Source organism: Streptomyces sp. NPDC057697, from assembly GCF_042799335.1.
Lineage (GTDB): Bacteria > Actinomycetota > Actinomycetes > Streptomycetales > Streptomycetaceae > Streptomyces.
Map to the genome: position 1 here is coordinate 279,223 of NZ_JBHVJA010000002.1, position 15,414 is coordinate 294,636.

Annotated in this window: 17 protein-coding genes; 6 read left to right on the forward strand and 11 right to left on the reverse strand. The window is 71.0% G+C overall.

Annotation, left to right across the window (positions count from 1 at the left end; genetic code table 11):
* The first annotated feature begins 12 nt into the window (after positions 1 to 12).
* Entirely contained in the window at positions 13 to 1,326 is a 1,314-nt protein-coding gene (locus tag ACFVFH_RS06415; RefSeq protein ID WP_383764184.1) for a metallophosphoesterase, read from the forward strand.
* A 187-nt stretch (positions 1,327 to 1,513) separates the two neighbouring features.
* A complete protein-coding gene (locus ACFVFH_RS06420) occupies positions 1,514 to 3,070 on the forward strand; it encodes an ABC transporter substrate-binding protein (RefSeq protein WP_383764187.1) in 1,557 nt (518 codons plus the stop codon).
* Between the two features lie 96 nt (positions 3,071 to 3,166).
* Here the strand turns inward: ACFVFH_RS06420 and ACFVFH_RS06425 are convergent, their stop codons facing one another.
* The 4 genes from ACFVFH_RS06425 to ACFVFH_RS06440 form a co-directional block, all read right to left on the reverse strand.
* Positions 3,167 to 3,880, reverse strand: coding sequence for a TetR family transcriptional regulator (locus tag ACFVFH_RS06425; protein WP_383764191.1), 714 nt, complete (start codon positions 3,878 to 3,880; stop codon positions 3,167 to 3,169).
* A 23-nt stretch (positions 3,881 to 3,903) separates the two neighbouring features.
* A complete protein-coding gene (locus ACFVFH_RS06430; protein WP_383764194.1) occupies positions 3,904 to 4,371 on the reverse strand; it encodes a thiol-disulfide oxidoreductase DCC family protein in 468 nt (155 codons plus the stop codon).
* Positions 4,344 to 4,775, reverse strand: a complete 432-nt coding sequence (locus ACFVFH_RS06435) for a hypothetical protein (RefSeq protein WP_383764196.1) — start codon at positions 4,773 to 4,775, stop codon at positions 4,344 to 4,346. Before ACFVFH_RS06435 ends, ACFVFH_RS06430 begins: the two co-directional genes overlap by 28 nt.
* A gap of 67 nt (positions 4,776 to 4,842) precedes the next feature.
* Complete coding sequence (locus ACFVFH_RS06440) at positions 4,843 to 6,069, reverse strand: MFS transporter (protein ID WP_383764199.1); 1,227 nt, start codon at positions 6,067 to 6,069, stop codon at positions 4,843 to 4,845.
* A gap of 88 nt (positions 6,070 to 6,157) precedes the next feature.
* Here ACFVFH_RS06440 and ACFVFH_RS06445 point away from each other — a divergent pair, with 88 nt between their 5' ends.
* Positions 6,158 to 6,667, forward strand: a complete 510-nt coding sequence (locus ACFVFH_RS06445; protein ID WP_383764202.1) for a MarR family winged helix-turn-helix transcriptional regulator — start codon at positions 6,158 to 6,160, stop codon at positions 6,665 to 6,667.
* Positions 6,668 to 6,692: 25 nt separating this feature from the next.
* On the opposite strand, the gene ACFVFH_RS06450 is transcribed toward ACFVFH_RS06445, so the two are convergent.
* The 7 genes from ACFVFH_RS06450 to ACFVFH_RS06480 form a co-directional block, all read right to left on the reverse strand.
* Positions 6,693 to 6,869 carry a hypothetical protein gene (locus tag ACFVFH_RS06450; protein ID WP_383764205.1) on the reverse strand — a complete coding sequence of 59 codons (177 nt, stop codon included), beginning with the start codon at positions 6,867 to 6,869 and terminating at the stop codon, positions 6,693 to 6,695.
* A gap of 12 nt (positions 6,870 to 6,881) precedes the next feature.
* The gene (locus tag ACFVFH_RS06455) at positions 6,882 to 7,442 is read right to left on the reverse strand and encodes a hypothetical protein (RefSeq protein WP_383764208.1); all 561 of its coding nucleotides are present in this window, start codon (positions 7,440 to 7,442) and stop codon (positions 6,882 to 6,884) included.
* A gap of 170 nt (positions 7,443 to 7,612) precedes the next feature.
* A complete protein-coding gene (locus ACFVFH_RS06460) occupies positions 7,613 to 8,371 on the reverse strand; it encodes a succinate dehydrogenase iron-sulfur subunit (RefSeq protein WP_383764210.1) in 759 nt (252 codons plus the stop codon).
* Positions 8,371 to 10,125 (reverse strand): succinate dehydrogenase flavoprotein subunit, encoded by a 1,755-nt coding sequence (gene sdhA / locus ACFVFH_RS06465; protein ID WP_383764212.1) that lies wholly within the window; start codon positions 10,123 to 10,125, stop codon positions 8,371 to 8,373. The genes ACFVFH_RS06460 and sdhA overlap by 1 nt, the downstream gene beginning before the upstream one ends.
* Before the next feature lie 29 nt (positions 10,126 to 10,154).
* On the reverse strand, positions 10,155 to 10,631 hold the full coding sequence (locus tag ACFVFH_RS06470; protein WP_124716825.1) for a succinate dehydrogenase hydrophobic membrane anchor subunit: 477 nt from the start codon (positions 10,629 to 10,631) through the stop codon (positions 10,155 to 10,157).
* A gap of 5 nt (positions 10,632 to 10,636) precedes the next feature.
* A complete protein-coding gene (gene sdhC, locus ACFVFH_RS06475) occupies positions 10,637 to 11,017 on the reverse strand; it encodes a succinate dehydrogenase, cytochrome b556 subunit (protein WP_072486591.1) in 381 nt (126 codons plus the stop codon).
* A 218-nt stretch (positions 11,018 to 11,235) separates the two neighbouring features.
* Positions 11,236 to 11,754, reverse strand: a complete 519-nt coding sequence (locus ACFVFH_RS06480) for a 2-oxo-4-hydroxy-4-carboxy-5-ureidoimidazoline decarboxylase (RefSeq protein WP_383765558.1) — start codon at positions 11,752 to 11,754, stop codon at positions 11,236 to 11,238.
* A 316-nt stretch (positions 11,755 to 12,070) separates the two neighbouring features.
* On the opposite strand from ACFVFH_RS06480, the gene ACFVFH_RS06485 reads away from it, so the two are divergent.
* The 3 genes from ACFVFH_RS06485 (at position 12,071) to ACFVFH_RS06495 (ending at position 15,328) form a co-directional block, all read left to right on the forward strand.
* The gene (locus ACFVFH_RS06485; protein WP_383764214.1) at positions 12,071 to 13,669 is read left to right on the forward strand and encodes a glycoside hydrolase family 20 protein; all 1,599 of its coding nucleotides are present in this window, start codon (positions 12,071 to 12,073) and stop codon (positions 13,667 to 13,669) included.
* Positions 13,670 to 13,810: 141 nt separating this feature from the next.
* Positions 13,811 to 14,644: a DUF4328 domain-containing protein gene (locus tag ACFVFH_RS06490; protein WP_383764216.1), complete on the forward strand. Its 834-nt coding sequence runs from the start codon at positions 13,811 to 13,813 to the stop codon at positions 14,642 to 14,644.
* Positions 14,645 to 14,758: 114 nt separating this feature from the next.
* Positions 14,759 to 15,328 carry a hypothetical protein gene (locus ACFVFH_RS06495; RefSeq protein WP_383764219.1) on the forward strand — a complete coding sequence of 190 codons (570 nt, stop codon included), beginning with the start codon at positions 14,759 to 14,761 and terminating at the stop codon, positions 15,326 to 15,328.
* The last annotated feature ends 86 nt before the right edge of the window (positions 15,329 to 15,414 follow it).

Below are 15,414 nucleotides of genomic sequence, written 5' to 3' on the forward strand. Positions count from 1 at the left end.
GACGGGGAACGCATGGCAGTGGCCGGATTCGTGGTCGCGGTGATCGCGGTGCTCGCACTGCTCGCCGGGGTCCACCGCTACCTCTGGCGCCGCCTGGTCGGTGACACGACGGCCCGGGGCAGCGCCCTGCGCAGGACCGGCACGGCGGCCGCGTACGTCCTGCCGCTGCTGAGCGTCGGCGCGCTGGTCGCCGGCCGCGCGGGCGCGCCCTTCTGGCTCCAGCGGGTGCTGGCCTGGCCGGGCTATCTGTGGCTGGCCGCCGTGCTGTACCTGACGCTGGCTCTGCTGGTGGGGGAGGCGGTACGGCCGCTGCTGCGCCGGGCCCTCGCGGGCCGGGCGGCCCGGACACGGGCCCGGGACACGGCCCCGGTCGCGGACCCGGACCCCGTGCCCGCGGGGAGCACGCCCCCCACACCTTCTTCACACGGTGTGCGCTCCGCGGCGGCCGCGGAGCCCCCGGCTCCCGCCGCCGACGCCCCCGCACCGGGCCGTCCCGACGCCCCCACGCGGCGGATCTTCGTCGCCCGCGCCGTCGGGGGCGCCGCCGCAGTCGCCGGGCTCGGCACGGTGGGCTACGGCACCTACGGAGTGCTGCGCGGCCCGCGGGTCAAGCGGATCACCGTGCCGCTCGCCAAACTGCCGCGCTCCGCACACGGCTTCAGGATCGCCGTCGTCAGCGACATCCACCTCGGCCCGATCCTCGGCCGCGCCCACACGCAGCGGATCGTCGACACGATCAACCGGACCCAGCCGGACCTGGTCGCCGTCGTCGGGGACCTCGTCGACGGAACCGTCGCCGACCTCGGGCCCGCCGCGGAGCCGCTCGCCCGGCTGCGGTCCCGGCAGGGGAGCTTCTTCGTCACCGGCAACCACGAGTACTACTCCGGCGCCGCCGAATGGGTCGACCAGGTACGGGAACTGGGCCTCCATCCGCTGGAGAACGCCCGGGTCGAGATCGGTTCCTTCGACCTCGCGGGCGTCAACGACGTCGCCGGGGAGAGCGAGGGGCAGGGGCCCGACTTCGCCCGCGCGCTCGGCGACCGGGACCGTACCCGCGCCTCGGTCCTCCTGGCCCACCAGCCGGTCGTCATCCACGACGCCGTCGCCCACGGAGTGGACCTCCAGCTCTCCGGCCACACCCACGGCGGCCAGCTCTGGCCGGGCAACTACCTCGCGGATCTGGCCAATCCCACGGGTGCCGGACTCGACCGCTACGGCGACACCCAGCTGTACGTCTCGCGGGGCGCGGGCGCCTGGGGCCCGCCCGTACGGGTCGGCGCCCCCTCCGACATCACCGTCGTGGAGCTGGCCTCGCTCCGGGCGTGACTCTCCGTCGACGACAGGTTCCGGACGTTCGCACGCGCCGAAGGTTTCAACTGCCGAACAAAAGGCTATGAGTCACAGTTTTGCTCTTCCAGATGTGAAATTCGTGTGATTGGCTGATCGTGAGCATGAGGTGATGTGCGGATCTGAGCGCAACGCCGAGGTGGGGCTGGTAAGGGAGAGCACGGCAATGCGGTCGATCCGGCTACGGATTCTCGCGATTCTCGCGGTTTTGGTCATCGCAGGCGTCGTCGCCTGGCAGTTGCTTCCCTCGGACGAGGTGAAGAAGGATCCCATCGCGGTCGGCACGACCGACGAGGTCACCTCGCTCGACCCGGCCGGTGCGTACGACGCCGGTTCCTGGGCGATGTACAGCAACATCTACCAGTCCCTCATGACGTTCAAGTCCGGGGCGATCGTCCCCGAACCCGACGCCGCCGAGAGCTGCGGATTCATCGGCCAGAAGCTCCAGACGTACCAGTGCAGGCTCCGTGACGACCTGACGTTCTCCAACGGCCGCAAGATCACCGCCGAGGACGTCAAGTACTCCATCGAGCGCATGATCAGGATCAAGACGGACGTCGGTCCGTGGGTGCTGTTCCCGAGCCTCAAGAACGTGGTGGCCGACGGCCGCACCATCACGTTCAACCTCTCCGCGCGCGACGCGACCTTCCCGCAGAAGCTCGCCACCGGAGCCGGATCGATCGTCGACCGCGAGTCGTACCCGCCGAACAAGCTCCGCAAGGGCGACACCGTCGACGGCTCCGGCCCGTACCTCCTGAAGACCTACCGGTCGGGCGAGATCGCCGAGCTGGTCCCCAACCCCCTCTACAAGGGCGCGCTGAGCAAGACCGGCGTCCCGGTCACCGTGCACTACTACGACAAGTCGGACGACCTCCAGGCCGCCTGGAAGGCCAAGCAGCTCGACGTCACGCACCGCGAACTGCCGCCGGCCACGCTCGCCGAGCTGAACCCCGGCGACCCCGACCTGCGCGTCACCGAGGCGGACAGCGCCGAGATCCGCAACCTCGTCTTCAACGTCCGGCCCGGCGCCCCGCTGGCCAACAAGAAGGTCCGGCAGGCCATCGCCTCGATCATCGACCGCGGCCCGCTGGTGACCGGCATCTACAAGGGCACCGTCGAGCCGCTCTACTCGCTGATCCCGCAGGGCTACATCGGGCACAGCACACCGTTCTTCGACGCCTACCCCTCGCCCGACCGCGCGCGGGCCAAGAAGCTGATGGAGGAAGCCGGTGTGCAGACGCCGGTGAACATCAGCTTCGGCTACCGCGGCGGGGACGAGACCTACGCGAAGGAGACCGCGGAGCTCCGCCGCCAGCTGGAGGCCGACGGGCTGTTCAAGGTCACCGTCCACCCCGTCGAGTGGAAGAAGTTCCAGAAGGACTACGCGGCCGGCAAGTACGACGCGTACACGGTCGGCTGGCTTCCCGACTACCCGGACTCCGACACCTTCAGCCAGCCGCTGGTCGGCAGCGACAACAGCCTCCACAACGGCTACTCCAGCAAGAAGGTGGACAGCCTGATCGGCTCCACCCTCCAGTACAGCGACCGCGGGCGCACCGCGGCCGACTTCAAGGAGATCCAGGCGCAGGTCGGCGAGGACGTGCCGCTGGTCCCGCTGTGGCAGAAGAAGGACTACGTCGTCAGCACGACGGACGTCTCCGGCTCGCAGTACCTCTCGGACGGCACCGGCCTCTGGCGGCTGTGGGAGCTGAAGCGGATCTGACGGTCCCGGCGGTCCGCCGGACGGGGCACGGGCGGTCGTACCGGCACTGCCGGGCGGCCGCCCGCCGCGTTCGTACGGCGGCCCGGGGGCCCGTCGTCACGCGGTCGTCCGGCGCGCCGCGCCGGGCAGGAACTCCTCCAGCACGTCGTGGATCTGCCGCACCAGCGGTCGCAGCACCCGGAACCGGGAGAGCGCGATGGCACGGGCGCCGATCGGGGCGGCGCGCTCGACCAGATGGCGGCTGCGCGCGGTGTGCTCCGTCCGGTCATACACCCAGTACAGCACCAGGCCCATCTGTATCAGCCACATCAACTGCGGCAGCAGTTCGGCCAGTTCGGGATCGGTCTTGGTGTCGGACCCGGCCAGGCACTGCCGGTGGATGGCGATCGCCGCCTCGCGGGCCGCGACCGACTCCGCGGAGAACGGGCTGAGCGGGCTCTCCGGGTCGGCGGCGTTCTTGAAGAACTGGGCGGCGAAGCGGTGGTACGGCTCCGCCACGTCCAGCCAGGTCAGCAGGACCCCGCGCATCCGCACCGCGAGGTCCTTGTCGCCCTCCAGGACCGGCCGCACCGCCGCCTCGTGCTCGGCGGCGAGCCGGTCGTAGAAACCCTGGACGAGGTGTTCCTTGTTCGTGAAGTAGTAGTAGGCGTTCCCCACGGAGACGCCCGCCTCCTGGGCGATGGCCCGCATCGTCGTCCGGTCGTAGCCGCGCTCCTGGAAGAGCCGCAGCGCCGTTTCGAGGATGAGCGTGCGGGTCTGCTCGCTCTTGGGGGCCTTGGCTTCCTTCACGTCCTTCGCTTCCTTCACCACAGTCCCGAGGGTATCCGTCCCCGTCAGCCCTCGGTTCCGGGGACCGCGCAGCCGCCGTCCCCGTCCCGCCCGCCGCACGGCGCAGCGGTCAGGGAGCGGTACTTCGCCGCGGCGAGCACGGTGGCACGGGCGAACGGGCGGCCCGCCGGGGTGGTCAGCCAGTGGGCCCTGGGCCGGTGCTCGGCCAGCGCCCAGAGGCAGACGATCCACGCGGCGGTGGAGCGGTAGACCTGCCCCCGGTCGCCGACCACGGTGATCTCGTCCAGCGTCCCGGCGTGGTCGAGCCCGGGGAAGCGGCGGCGCGCCTCCTCGGAGGCGGCCGGGACGAGGTCGAGCGGGACGAGCTGACGCTGATTCATCAGCCACTGCCGCAGATGGAGGCAGAGCGCGCACCCGGCGTCGTAGAGCACCGTGAGGCGCTCGACGGGGAGTTTTGGCCCGCCCGGTCCGTCCGGCACGGCGCTCAGGCCCTCGGGGCGGGCGTCGCCCACGGGCCGGTGGCCGGCCCCGTCCAGCCCTGGGGGGCCACGGGCGGGGTCTGCTCACGCTCCATCAGGCCGCGGCGCCGGATCTTGTTGAGCACATAGACGTTCCCGAGGTGCATCACACCGAGGACGAGCAGGACGACGCCGAGCTTCACCGACAGTGCCTCGAAGAGCCCGCGTGCGTCGAGGACGGCGTCGGAGTTCCTCAGGTAGAGGGTGACGAAGCCCAGGTTGACCAGGTAGAAGCCGACCACCAGCAGATGGTTGACGGCATCGGCGAGCTTCTCGTTCCCGTGCAGCACATCGGCGAGGAACACCCTCCCGTTGCGGCTGAGCGTGCGTGCGACCCAGACGGTCAGCGCCACGCTGATCAGCAGATAGATGACATACGCGACCACAGTGAGGTCCATGCCCCACCCTCCTTTGAACGCGTTCAAAAGCTGTTGTCATGGACTGTAGACCCGCTTCTGAACATGTTCAAGTCTGCGGTGCGAGGGTGCGCTCCGTCCGCCTGCCCGGCGCCGGGAAGCGTCGTACGCCCGGCGCCGCGGCCGTCCCCAGGCAGGCCGCGCCGACCGCCACGGCAGCGGCCGTCAGGGGCACTTCGGCGCCCCAGGCCGAGGTCGCGAGCGGGGCCAGGGCATAGCCGAGCGGCATCGCGCCGAGGGAGAGCAGCCAGTCGTACGAGGTCACCCGGGCCAGGGCGTGGGCCGGTACGGCGGACTGCACCGAGGTCTCCCAGACCGGGCCGAGGAAGCCGAGGCCGGCCTGGGCGACGCCGTACGCGGCGATGGTGAGGGCGACCGGGGCGTGGGCGGCCAGCAGGCCCAGCGGCAGGGCGTAGGTGGCGAGGCCCAGGTTGGCCACCAGGACCGGGCGGCGGGGGCGGATGCGGCCCGCCAGCAGGGAGCCCAGGAGCAGGCCGACCGCGCCGGTCTGGAGCAGGGCGACCCAGACGCCCTTGCCGCCCGGCTCCCGGACGAAGAGCGCCGGGCCGACCGTCATCAGGACGGCCGCGGCGCCGTTCCAGGCGCCGTGCGCGATCAGGCTCGTCCAGTACCAGTCGCGGCCCCGGACCTCGCTCCAGCCCTCCTTCAGATCGCTCAGCAGCGAACGCCGGGGCAGGGGAACGTGCCGCACGTCGATGACGGACAGCAGCGCGGCGCTCACCGCGAAGCTGGCGCCGTCCAGCACGAAGGCCCAGCCCGGACCCGCGGTGAGGATCAGCACCCCGGCCAGGGCCGGTCCGCCGAGCCGGGTGCAGCTGTTGACGACTGCCATCAGCGCATTGGCGCGCAGCAGTCCGGACTCCGCCACGGTGCCGCGGATCAGCGGTGACGCGGTCGGCATCGCGAACGCCCCGGCGGCCCCGCCGAGCGCCTCGGCGAGGGCGATCTGCCAGAGCGCGGGGTCGCCGCCGAGCAGCTCCACGCCGACGAAGAGCTGGGTCGCGCACCGTACGAGATCCGTGGTGAGCGCGACCGTACGGGCGTTGAACCGGTCGCCCACGACGCCGCCCAGGGGCAGCAGGAGCAGTTTGGGGACCATCGCACAGCCCAGGACCAGGGCGAGCGCCCCGGTCGAGCCGGTGGCCAGGTAGACGGCCAGGGAGAGCGCGGCGGGGATGACGGCGTCACCGAGGAGCGAGAGGGTGCGGCCGATGAAGAGCAGGCGGAAGGCGCGCGTGCGCAAGGGGTGGGGCATGCGTGCGAATCTATTTCGGTACCGAATTATTCGTCAACGAAATATTTGGATCCGAAGGATTCTTGGTGGCCGGGCGTAGGCTCTCCCCATGGAGCGACGTGACTGGACCGATGGACATGTGGAGCGCTGGAAGCCCGTGCTTCCCGGCCTCGATCCCGAGGTCGAGGGCGCGGTGACCCGTATGAAGAAGCTCTCCGTCCACCTGCGCCGGGTGCGCGAGCAGTCCCTGGTCGATTTCGACCTGGACCGCCAGGAGTTCGACACGCTCCACAAGCTGGCCGGACGCGGCGGGAAGGCGGCCCCCTCCGAACTCGCCGCCGACCTCGACCTCGCGCCCGCCTCCGTCACCGGCCGGCTGGACGCGCTCGAACGGCGCGGCTTCATCCGCCGCACGCCCTCCACCACCGACCGCCGACGGGTCGACGTGGAGCTGACCGACGCGGGCCGCTCGACCTGGCTGGGTGCGATGGACGTCCTCGGGCACGAGGAGTACCGGCTGCTCGGCGTCCTCGACAAGGACGAACGCACGCTCCTCAACGACATGCTGCGGCGCGTGATGGTGGTCGCGGAGGACCGGGGCGACGCCGACTGGGACTGAGGACGGCGGGCGCTCGGCCGCGCGTTCAGCGGGGCTTGTCGGCGCTCTCGCCGGGACCGGCCGCGGCGCTCCCGGCCGGCAGGACCACGGACCGGTCCCGGACCCGTGCGGACTCGACCAGGTCCCGGACCGGCCCGGCGTACGCCTCGATCCGCTCACGGTCCGGCGCGCGGACGGTGACGATGCGGTGGAGGCGGGTCATCGGCGACGGCCGTCAGAGGCTCATCGCGCGGGCCGTGTTGAGCTGGGCCATCACCATCGGGAAGGTGTCGGGCCCGACCGCCGGGATCATCGTCGAGTGGTGGCGCCCGCCGCTGGTCACCGAGACCTGGACGAAGCCGGTCGTCTGCTTCTCCTTCATCAGGAGGAACAACAGACCGACCAGGCAGAACAGGGCGAAGACGATCGCGAGCACGATCCCCACCGTCGGGATCTTCTCCTCGGTGCGCGACAGGTCCGTCGCCGTCCACACCGCCCCCTTGAGCGGCATCGGACCGGCCGGAGTCATGATCTGGTCCTGCATGACGGCGATGTCACCGAACACCAGCACCGGCATGCCGGGGCCGGGCTGCCCGCCGGGCGGCGGGAAGCCCTGACCGGCCACGGCAGGCTGGGCCGGGGCGCCGGGGGCGTAGCCGGGCAGCGGCTGGGGGTAGCCGTAGGCCGGCGCGCCCGGGACCGGGGCCTGGCCGTCGACGGGGGGCGGGGTGCCCGGCTGCTGCTGGGGAGGCCCCCACTTGTACGAGTCGTCCGCGTAGGGACTGGGATCGCTCAACGTGCCCCGCTCTCGGTCGGGCCCGCGCGCCCCGGGCCCTGCTGCCCGGTGACGGCGAACCGGTCTCCGGTTCCGCACGACCGTACCGCCACGGTCCGGGCGGCGCAGCAAGAGGCCCCGTTCCCGCGGTGCTGCCGCGGGAACGGGGCCTCTCGCCATGCCGGTGGCGGTCAGAAGCGGCGCGTGATCAGCGCCCGCTTGACCTCCTGGATCGCCTTGGTGACCTCGATGCCACGCGGGCAGGCGTCCGTGCAGTTGAAGGTGGTGCGGCAACGCCACACCCCGTCACGGTCGTTGAGGATCTCCAGGCGCTGCTCGCCGCCGTCGTCGCGCGAGTCGAAGATGAAGCGGTGCGCGTTGACGATCGCCGCCGGGCCGAAGTACTGGCCGTCGTTCCAGAACACCGGGCACGAGGACGTGCACGCGGCGCACAGGATGCACTTGGTGGTGTCGTCGAAGCGCTCGCGGTCCTCGGGGGACTGCAGGCGCTCACGGGTCGGCTCGTTCCCCTTGGTGACGAGGAAGGGCATGACGTCGCGGTACGCCTGGAAGAAGGGTTCCATGTCGACCACGAGGTCCTTGAGGACCGTGAGGCCCTTGATGGCCTCGATCGTGATCGGCTTCTCCGGGGCGACGTCCTTGATCAGCGTCTTGCAGGCGAGCCTGTTCTTGCCGTTGATCCGCATCGCGTCGGAACCGCAGATGCCGTGCGCGCAGGAGCGACGGAACGTCAGGGTGCCGTCGATGTCCCACTTGATCTTGTGAAGGGCGTCGAGCACACGCTCCTTCGGGTCGACCTCGATCTGGAAGTCCTGCCACTGGACCTCGTCGGAGACCTCGGGGTTGAAGCGGCGGATCCGGAAGGTCGCCGTGATGTACGGCGAGGCGGCGGACTGCGCCTCGACCTTGTCCAGAGTCGGGGTTGCCATCAGTACTTACGCTCCATCGGCTGGTAGCGGGTCTGGACGACCGGCTTGTAGTCGAGCCGGATCGACTCGGTGCCGTCGGCCGCGACCTCGCGGTACGCCATGGTGTGGCGCATGAAGTTGACGTCGTCGCGGTTCGGGAAGTCCTCGCGGTAGTGACCGCCGCGGGACTCCTTGCGGGCCAGCGCGGAGGTCGCCATGACCTCGGCCAGGTCGAGCAGGTTGCCCAGCTCGATGGCCTCCAGGAGGTCCGTGTTGAACCGCTTGCCCTTGTCCTGGATGGACACGTCGAGGTAACGCCTGCGCAGCTCGGCGATCTTGTCGACGGCCGTCTTGATGGTCTGCTCGGTGCGGAACACCATCACATTGGCGTCCATGCACTCCTGCAGCTCCAGGCGGAGCGCCGCGACGCGCTCGGTGCCCGTCGAGTTGCGCAGCCGCTCGACCTGCTCCTCGACCATCTGCGCGGGGTTCTCGGGAAGCTCGACGAAGTCGTGCTTCACGGAGTACTCGGCGGCGGCGATGCCCGAGCGGCGTCCGAAGACGTTGATGTCGAGCAGCGAGTTGGTGCCCAGCCGGTTGGCGCCGTGCACGGAGACACAGGCGACCTCGCCGGCGGCGTACAGGCCCGGGACGACGGTGGTGTTGTCGGCCAGCACCTCGCCCTCGACGTTGGTCGGGATGCCGCCCATGGCGTAGTGCGCGGTCGGCTGGATCGGGATCGGGTCCGTGTAGGGCTCGATGCCGAGGTACGTGCGCGCGAACTCGGTGATGTCCGGGAGCTTGGCGTCCAGCTGCTCCGGCGGCAGGTGCGTGAGGTCGAGGTAGACGTGGTCGCCCTCGGGACCGCAGCCGCGGCCCTCACGGATCTCCGTGTAGATGGAGCGGGACACGACGTCACGGGACGCGAGGTCCTTCATGACCGGCGCGTACTTCTCCATGAAGCGCTCGCCGTCCTTGTTGCGGAGGATGCCGCCCTCACCGCGGGCGCCCTCCGTCAGCAGGATGCCCATGCGCCAGATGCCCGTCGGGTGGAACTGGAAGAACTCCATGTCCTCCAGCGGCAGGCCCCGGCGGTAGCAGGCGGCCTGGCCGTCACCGGTCAGGGTGTGCGCGTTCGACGTCACCTTGAAGAACTTGCCGGTGCCGCCCGAGGCGTAGATGACCGACTTCGCCTGGAAGACATGGATCTCGCCGGTGGCCAGCTCGTAGGCGACGACGCCGGCGGACTTCTTGACGCCGTCCTCCTCGACGACCAGCTGGTCCAGGACGTAGAACTCGTTGAAGAATTCCACGCCCTCCTTGACGCAGTTCTGGTACAGCGTCTGGAGGATCATGTGGCCGGTGCGGTCACCCGAGTAGCAGGCACGGCGGACCGGGGCCTCACCGTGGCTGCGGGTGTGACCGCCGAAGCGGCGCTGGTCGATCTTGCCCTCGGGCGTACGGCCGAAGGGCAGGCCCATCTTCTCCAGGTCGAGGACGGCGTCGATGGCCTCCTTCGCGAGGATCTCGGCGGCGTCCTGGTCGACCAGGTAGTCGCCGCCCTTGATGGTGTCGAAGGTGTGCCACTCCCAGTTGTCCTCCTCCACGTTGGCGAGCGCGGCGGCCATGCCGCCCTGCGCGGCGCCCGTGTGGGAGCGGGTCGGGTACAGCTTCGTGAGCACGGCGGTGCGGCTGCGCTTCGTGGACTCGATGGCCGCGCGCATACCGGCGCCGCCGGCGCCGACGATGACGGTGTCGTACTTGTGGATCTGCATGATTTCCTCTGGTCCCTCTGGCCCGGCGCCTAGCGGATGTTCGGGTCGAAGGTGAAGATCACCAGCGTGCCCAGCAGGACGGTGAAGACCGTGGCGGTGTACAGCAGCATCTTCAGCCAGAAGCGGGTGTTCTCCCGTTCGGCGTAGTCGTTGATGACCGTACGGAGACCATTGGCGCCGTGCAGCATGGCCAGCCACAGCATTCCGAGGTCCCAGAGCTGCCAGAACGGCGAGGCCCAGCGGCCCGCCACGAAGGCGAAGCCGATCTTGGAGACACCGCCGTCCAGCACCAGCTGGATCAGCAGGTGGCCCAGGACCAGGACGACCAGGACGATGCCCGACAGGCGCATGAAGAGCCAGGCGTACATCTCGAAGTTGGTGCGCGAACCCTTGGGGGTCTTGCCGGTCCGCTTGCGCGGCGGCTCGATGACCGGGGCCGGGTTGTCTACGTCGTACAGGCTCACGCCCTCGACGGAGCCGATCGCGGCGGAGGACTCGGTGGACATTGGCCTCAGCTCCCGAATACTTCGCGTACGGCGTGGCCGAGGACCGGGTACAGCGCCCCGACCATCAGCACGACCCAGATGCCCACGACCGACCAGAGCATCTGCTTCTGGTAGCGCGGGCCCTTGGCCCAGAAGTCCACGGCGACGATCCGGAGACCGTTCAGCGCGTGGAAGAGAATCGCGGCCACCAGGCCGTATTCGAGGAGCGCGACGATCGGCGTCTTGTACGTGGCCACGACGTCGTCGTAGGCCTCGGGGGAGACGCGGACGAGAGCGGTGTCCAGGACGTGTACGAACAGGAAGAAGAAGATGAGGACACCGGTGACTCGATGAGCCACCCAGGACCACATGCCTTCCCGGCCGCGGTACAGCGTTCCAGCCGGCACGGAAGAACCCTCCGGGAGCGGGGATTGGGGCCGGCCGGCTTGACTGTCGGTCTGACCCGGCCGGGTACGGTCCACCGGCCCCGGCCATCGTAGCGACGGTTCGTCGGTTCGTTCGCGCGGGGGCCCGCGGTGTGATCAAAGTGGCAATCAAACAGGCACGGACGGGCTAGGTGGGCTCGGTCATGACGTGGCCGACCCGGTCCACCGAGCCCGTTCCGTTATGGATCCGATACCAGCTCGATGATGCGGCCCCGGGCGAGCCGACGCATCTCCTCCGCGGTGACGACCCGCTCCTGATCGGACTCGTGGCCCAGCCGCCGCCGGATCCCGGCGAGCACCTGGTCCGGCTGCTCGGCCGGATCCAGCCCGTCCACGCACATCACGAAGACATGGCCGAAGCGGGACTCGTACGCCGCGTGCGCGGCCCGCAGCGCGAGGTGCGCGGAGTGCGGCGCGGCGTCGTGCAGACCGGGGGAGACCTCGACGGCGAGCGCCTCGGCGAGGTGCGCCGGGGAGAGGTCGTAGCCCGCCTCGTCGGCCGCGGCCAGCAGCGCGTCCAGGTCGGGGTAGGGGCGGTGGGCGGTCAGCCGCTGCGCCCAGCGGTGGCTGCCGCAGCACTCCAGCAGGGCGGCCTCGGCATCGGCGGGCGGCGCCGCGTTGAAGCGGTCGAGGCCGGGGGCGGGCGCGGAGCCGGAACTCTGGGCGGGTACGGCCGTCCGGGTGGCCGGTTGCCGCAGTTGCTCCGGGAGGCCTGCGGGGGACTCGCTGGACCTGGACAGCGTGGGCTCCTCGGATCAACGGCATCTGTGACCCTGGAGCGGAAAGGGGTGGACGGGACCAGGCAGATGCGGGGTGAAGGGAGAGACGAATGTGCCTCAAAGCTAGCGAGGAGGGGCAACGGACGTCCGACAAATGCGCGAACTTCACCCGGACGGGAGAGTTTCGACACACCTGACGAACCGAGATCCCAGGAGAATGCCCGGCTGTCTGCCTGACTCTGCCTGGTTCCGGCTGTTCCGCCTCGTTTCCGTATACAACGGAGGTTTCTGAACGATGTCGCCCTCACGCGGCGCTCTTGTGACCGGTGCGGTCCTCACCGCGGCGGCTGCCGCGACGATCGCCGTCGTCGTCTGGCCGGAGGGCTCCGGCACCGGGCTCGCCGGCGAGTCCTCGAACCCCCGCACCCCCGCGCCCGCCCCCTCGCCCACCCGGAGCTACCCGCTCTCCACCGCCCCGCGCACCATCCCCGCCGTACGGGAGCACACCGCGGCCCACGGCCCCGGCTGGCGGCCCGGCAAGGACAGCGGGGTCGTCGTCGCCGACGGCAGCGGCACGCTCGCGGACGAGGGGCAGCTGCTGGCCCGGGAGCTGAAGATCCACTACCGGGGCGAGGTCCCGGCCCGCGCGGGCGATGTGGAGCTGGCCCTCGCCCCGGGCGCCGGCACCCCCGAGTCGTACACCCTCGACGTCCACGACGGACGGGTCAGGATCAGCGGCCCCGACCAGGCCGGGGTCTTCTACGGGACCCGCACCCTGAAGCAGTCGGTGCGCGCCGACGGCGTGATGCCGGAGGGCGAGGTGCGCGACCGCCCCGACCGGCCGCAGCGCGGCTTCAACCTCGACATCGCGCGCAAGTTCTACTCCGTCGGCTGGATCGAGGACCGGCTGCGCGAGATGGCCGACCTCAAGCTCAACCAGTTCGGGCTGCACTTCTCCGACGACCAGGCCTTCCGCATCGAGTCCCGCACCCACCCCGAAGTGGTGTCGCCGCAGCACCTCACCCAGGCGGAGGTGCGGCGGATCGTCGACCTCGCGTCCCGGCTGCACATCGAGGTCGTCCCGGAGATCGACTCGCCGGGGCACCTCGGCGCGGTGCTGCGGGCCCACCCCGACCTCCAGCTGCGCAATGCGTCGGGCACGCCCTCGCCCGGCTCGCTCGACATCTCCAAGCCGGGCTCGGCGAAGCTCGTCGACGAACTCCTCGGCGAGTACACCGAGCTGTTCACGGGCGCGTACTGGCATCTGGGCGCCGACGAGTACCTCGCGCTGATGGCACGGGACCCGGCCGCCTCGTATCCGCAGCTCCAGCGCGCCGCCCAGCAGAAGTACGGCGCGCAGGCCGGTATCAAGGACCTCGCGACCGGCTGGCTGAACGACCGCGCGGCGGTGGTGCGCCCGCACGGCAAGCGGCCCAAGGCGTGGAACGACGGCTTCTTCCGGGGCGGGGTGGTCCACGCCGACAAGGACATCGAGGTCGAGTACTGGACGGGCAAGGAGTACGGCGCCCGGCAGCCCGAGGAGTATCTGGGCGAGGGGCGGCGCCTGGTGAACCTCAACGACGAGTACCTCTATTACGTGCTCGGCCAGCCCAACAACTTCGTCTACCCGACGGGCGAGCGGATCTACCAGCAGTGGACCCCGCTCGTCCTGCGCGGCACCCAGCCGGTCCCGGCACGCTACTCCGGCCAGATCCTCGGCGGCCGGTTCGCGGTCTGGGGCGACCTCCCGCAGGCGCAGACCACGGAGCAGGTGGCGCAGGGCATCCGGATGCCGCTGCGGGCGGTCGCGCAGAAGCTGTGGGTCCCGGGGAAACCGGCCCTGAGCTGGGACCGGTTCCGGGAGCTGGCCACCCGGATCGACCGGGCGGGCTGAGCGGAATCCGCGTGGACAGCGGGGTGGGTGGCGGCTAGGTTCCGGATGCCGCGCGTTCCGGGGGAGGGGCGCGCGTTCTCATGTCCGGGCCCGGAACCCCGGGCTCGGACCCGTGCTCAGAACCTTGGGGGGTTCCGCTCCATGCTCTGTTCCACCTGCCGTCTCAGACCGCCGGTCACCGACGACGGACGCTGTCTGCCCTGTGCCGGACCGGCCGGACCGGCGACGGCTCCGGTGCCGCCCGCCCCGGCCTTCTACGCCCCGCAGCAGTACCTGCGCTCGCCCGAAGGGCTCGCGAAGGCCGTCGTCGTGCTGCTGACGCTCGTCGCCGTGGCGGATCTGCTCGCCGTGGCGGCGGATCTGAACGTCCGGCGCGTGATCGCGGCCGGGATCGCGAGCGACTTCGAGACGTACGACGAGGCGGAGGCGACCCTCGCGGACAACATGTCCGGGACCGCGGGCGTGCTGCAGACCCTCCTGAGCCTGGCCACCGCGGTCGTCTTCATCATCTGGTTCCGGCGGGTACGGCTCAACGCCGAGGTGTTCGACCGGAGCATGCAGTCGATGAGGCCCGGCTGGGCGGTCGGCGCCTGGTTCGTCCCGATCGCCAATCTGGTGCTGCCGCGCCGGATCGCGGGCGGTGTCTGGACCGCGAGCGCCCAGACCGGCACCGACGGCAGTCGGCGGTCGGTGCCGACCACGGTGATGAACCTGTGGTGGGGCGCCTGGGTCTGCTCCCTGCTCCTCTCCCAGATCTCGTACCGGCTGTATCTCAAGGCCGAGCAGCCGCAGGAGATCGTGGACACCACGGGCCTGCTCGTGGCGGCCGACGCCTTCGACATCGTCGCCGCGGTCCTCGCCATCCTCTTCGTGCGCAAGCTGACCCGGATGCAGGGGGAGCGGGCGGCCCTCGGGGTGTTTCCGCTGAGCACGCCGGGCCCGGCGGTGCGCGCGGGCTGGGACCGCGCCCACTGACCGATGCAATTCGGCCCCGACAGTGACGATTTTGAGCCATTCGGCGCTGTACGCGGTACAGGAAGCGCTTCGTCCCCGGGTGCGCACCCGGGGACGTGCCGACGGGAGACGCCGATGAGCCTGCTGGAACTGATCGCCGCCGCCGACGAGCGCGGGCTCGCGGTGAGCGCGGTCGCCTGCCTCGACCGCTGTCTGCCGCAGCCCCCGGCCGGGGCGGACCCGGACCCGCTCCACCCGCTCCGGGCGGGCTGCGCTGACCCGGCGCTCTGGCCGGACCGTCTCGCGAGGGCCCGCGCGGCGCTGGACGCCGGGGCCGACGAGGAGGGCGCCGCCCCACGGATCCGGGAGCTGCTGGCCGAGGCGCCCGCGGACCGGGCCGCGCCGGAGCTGCGGGCATGGGCCGAGGCATGCTCGCTGCTGGCCCTGGAGGCCCACCTCGGCCCGGACGCGGCACCGGCCGCCGACGCGGAGGCGGCACGCCGCTGCCGCGCGGGCGACCGGTCCGGGTCCGGCCCGCTGACGGCCGGGGAACTGCGCCGCCAGATCCGGATCCTGGAACTGCTGACGGAGACCGCGGACACCCCGGTGGCAGGCACCGGACTGCGCCAGGCGCTGGACCTGTCGGCGGAGGGCCGACGGGTACTGCGCGCGGCGGTCTCACGCCGGGCGCGCGGGCGGGAGTAGGGGACGGGCGGGAGCAGGGGACGGGCCCGGGAACTGCCGCGCGACTTCCGGGTTTCCGGGCCTTCGGGGCCCCTGGATATTCCGGG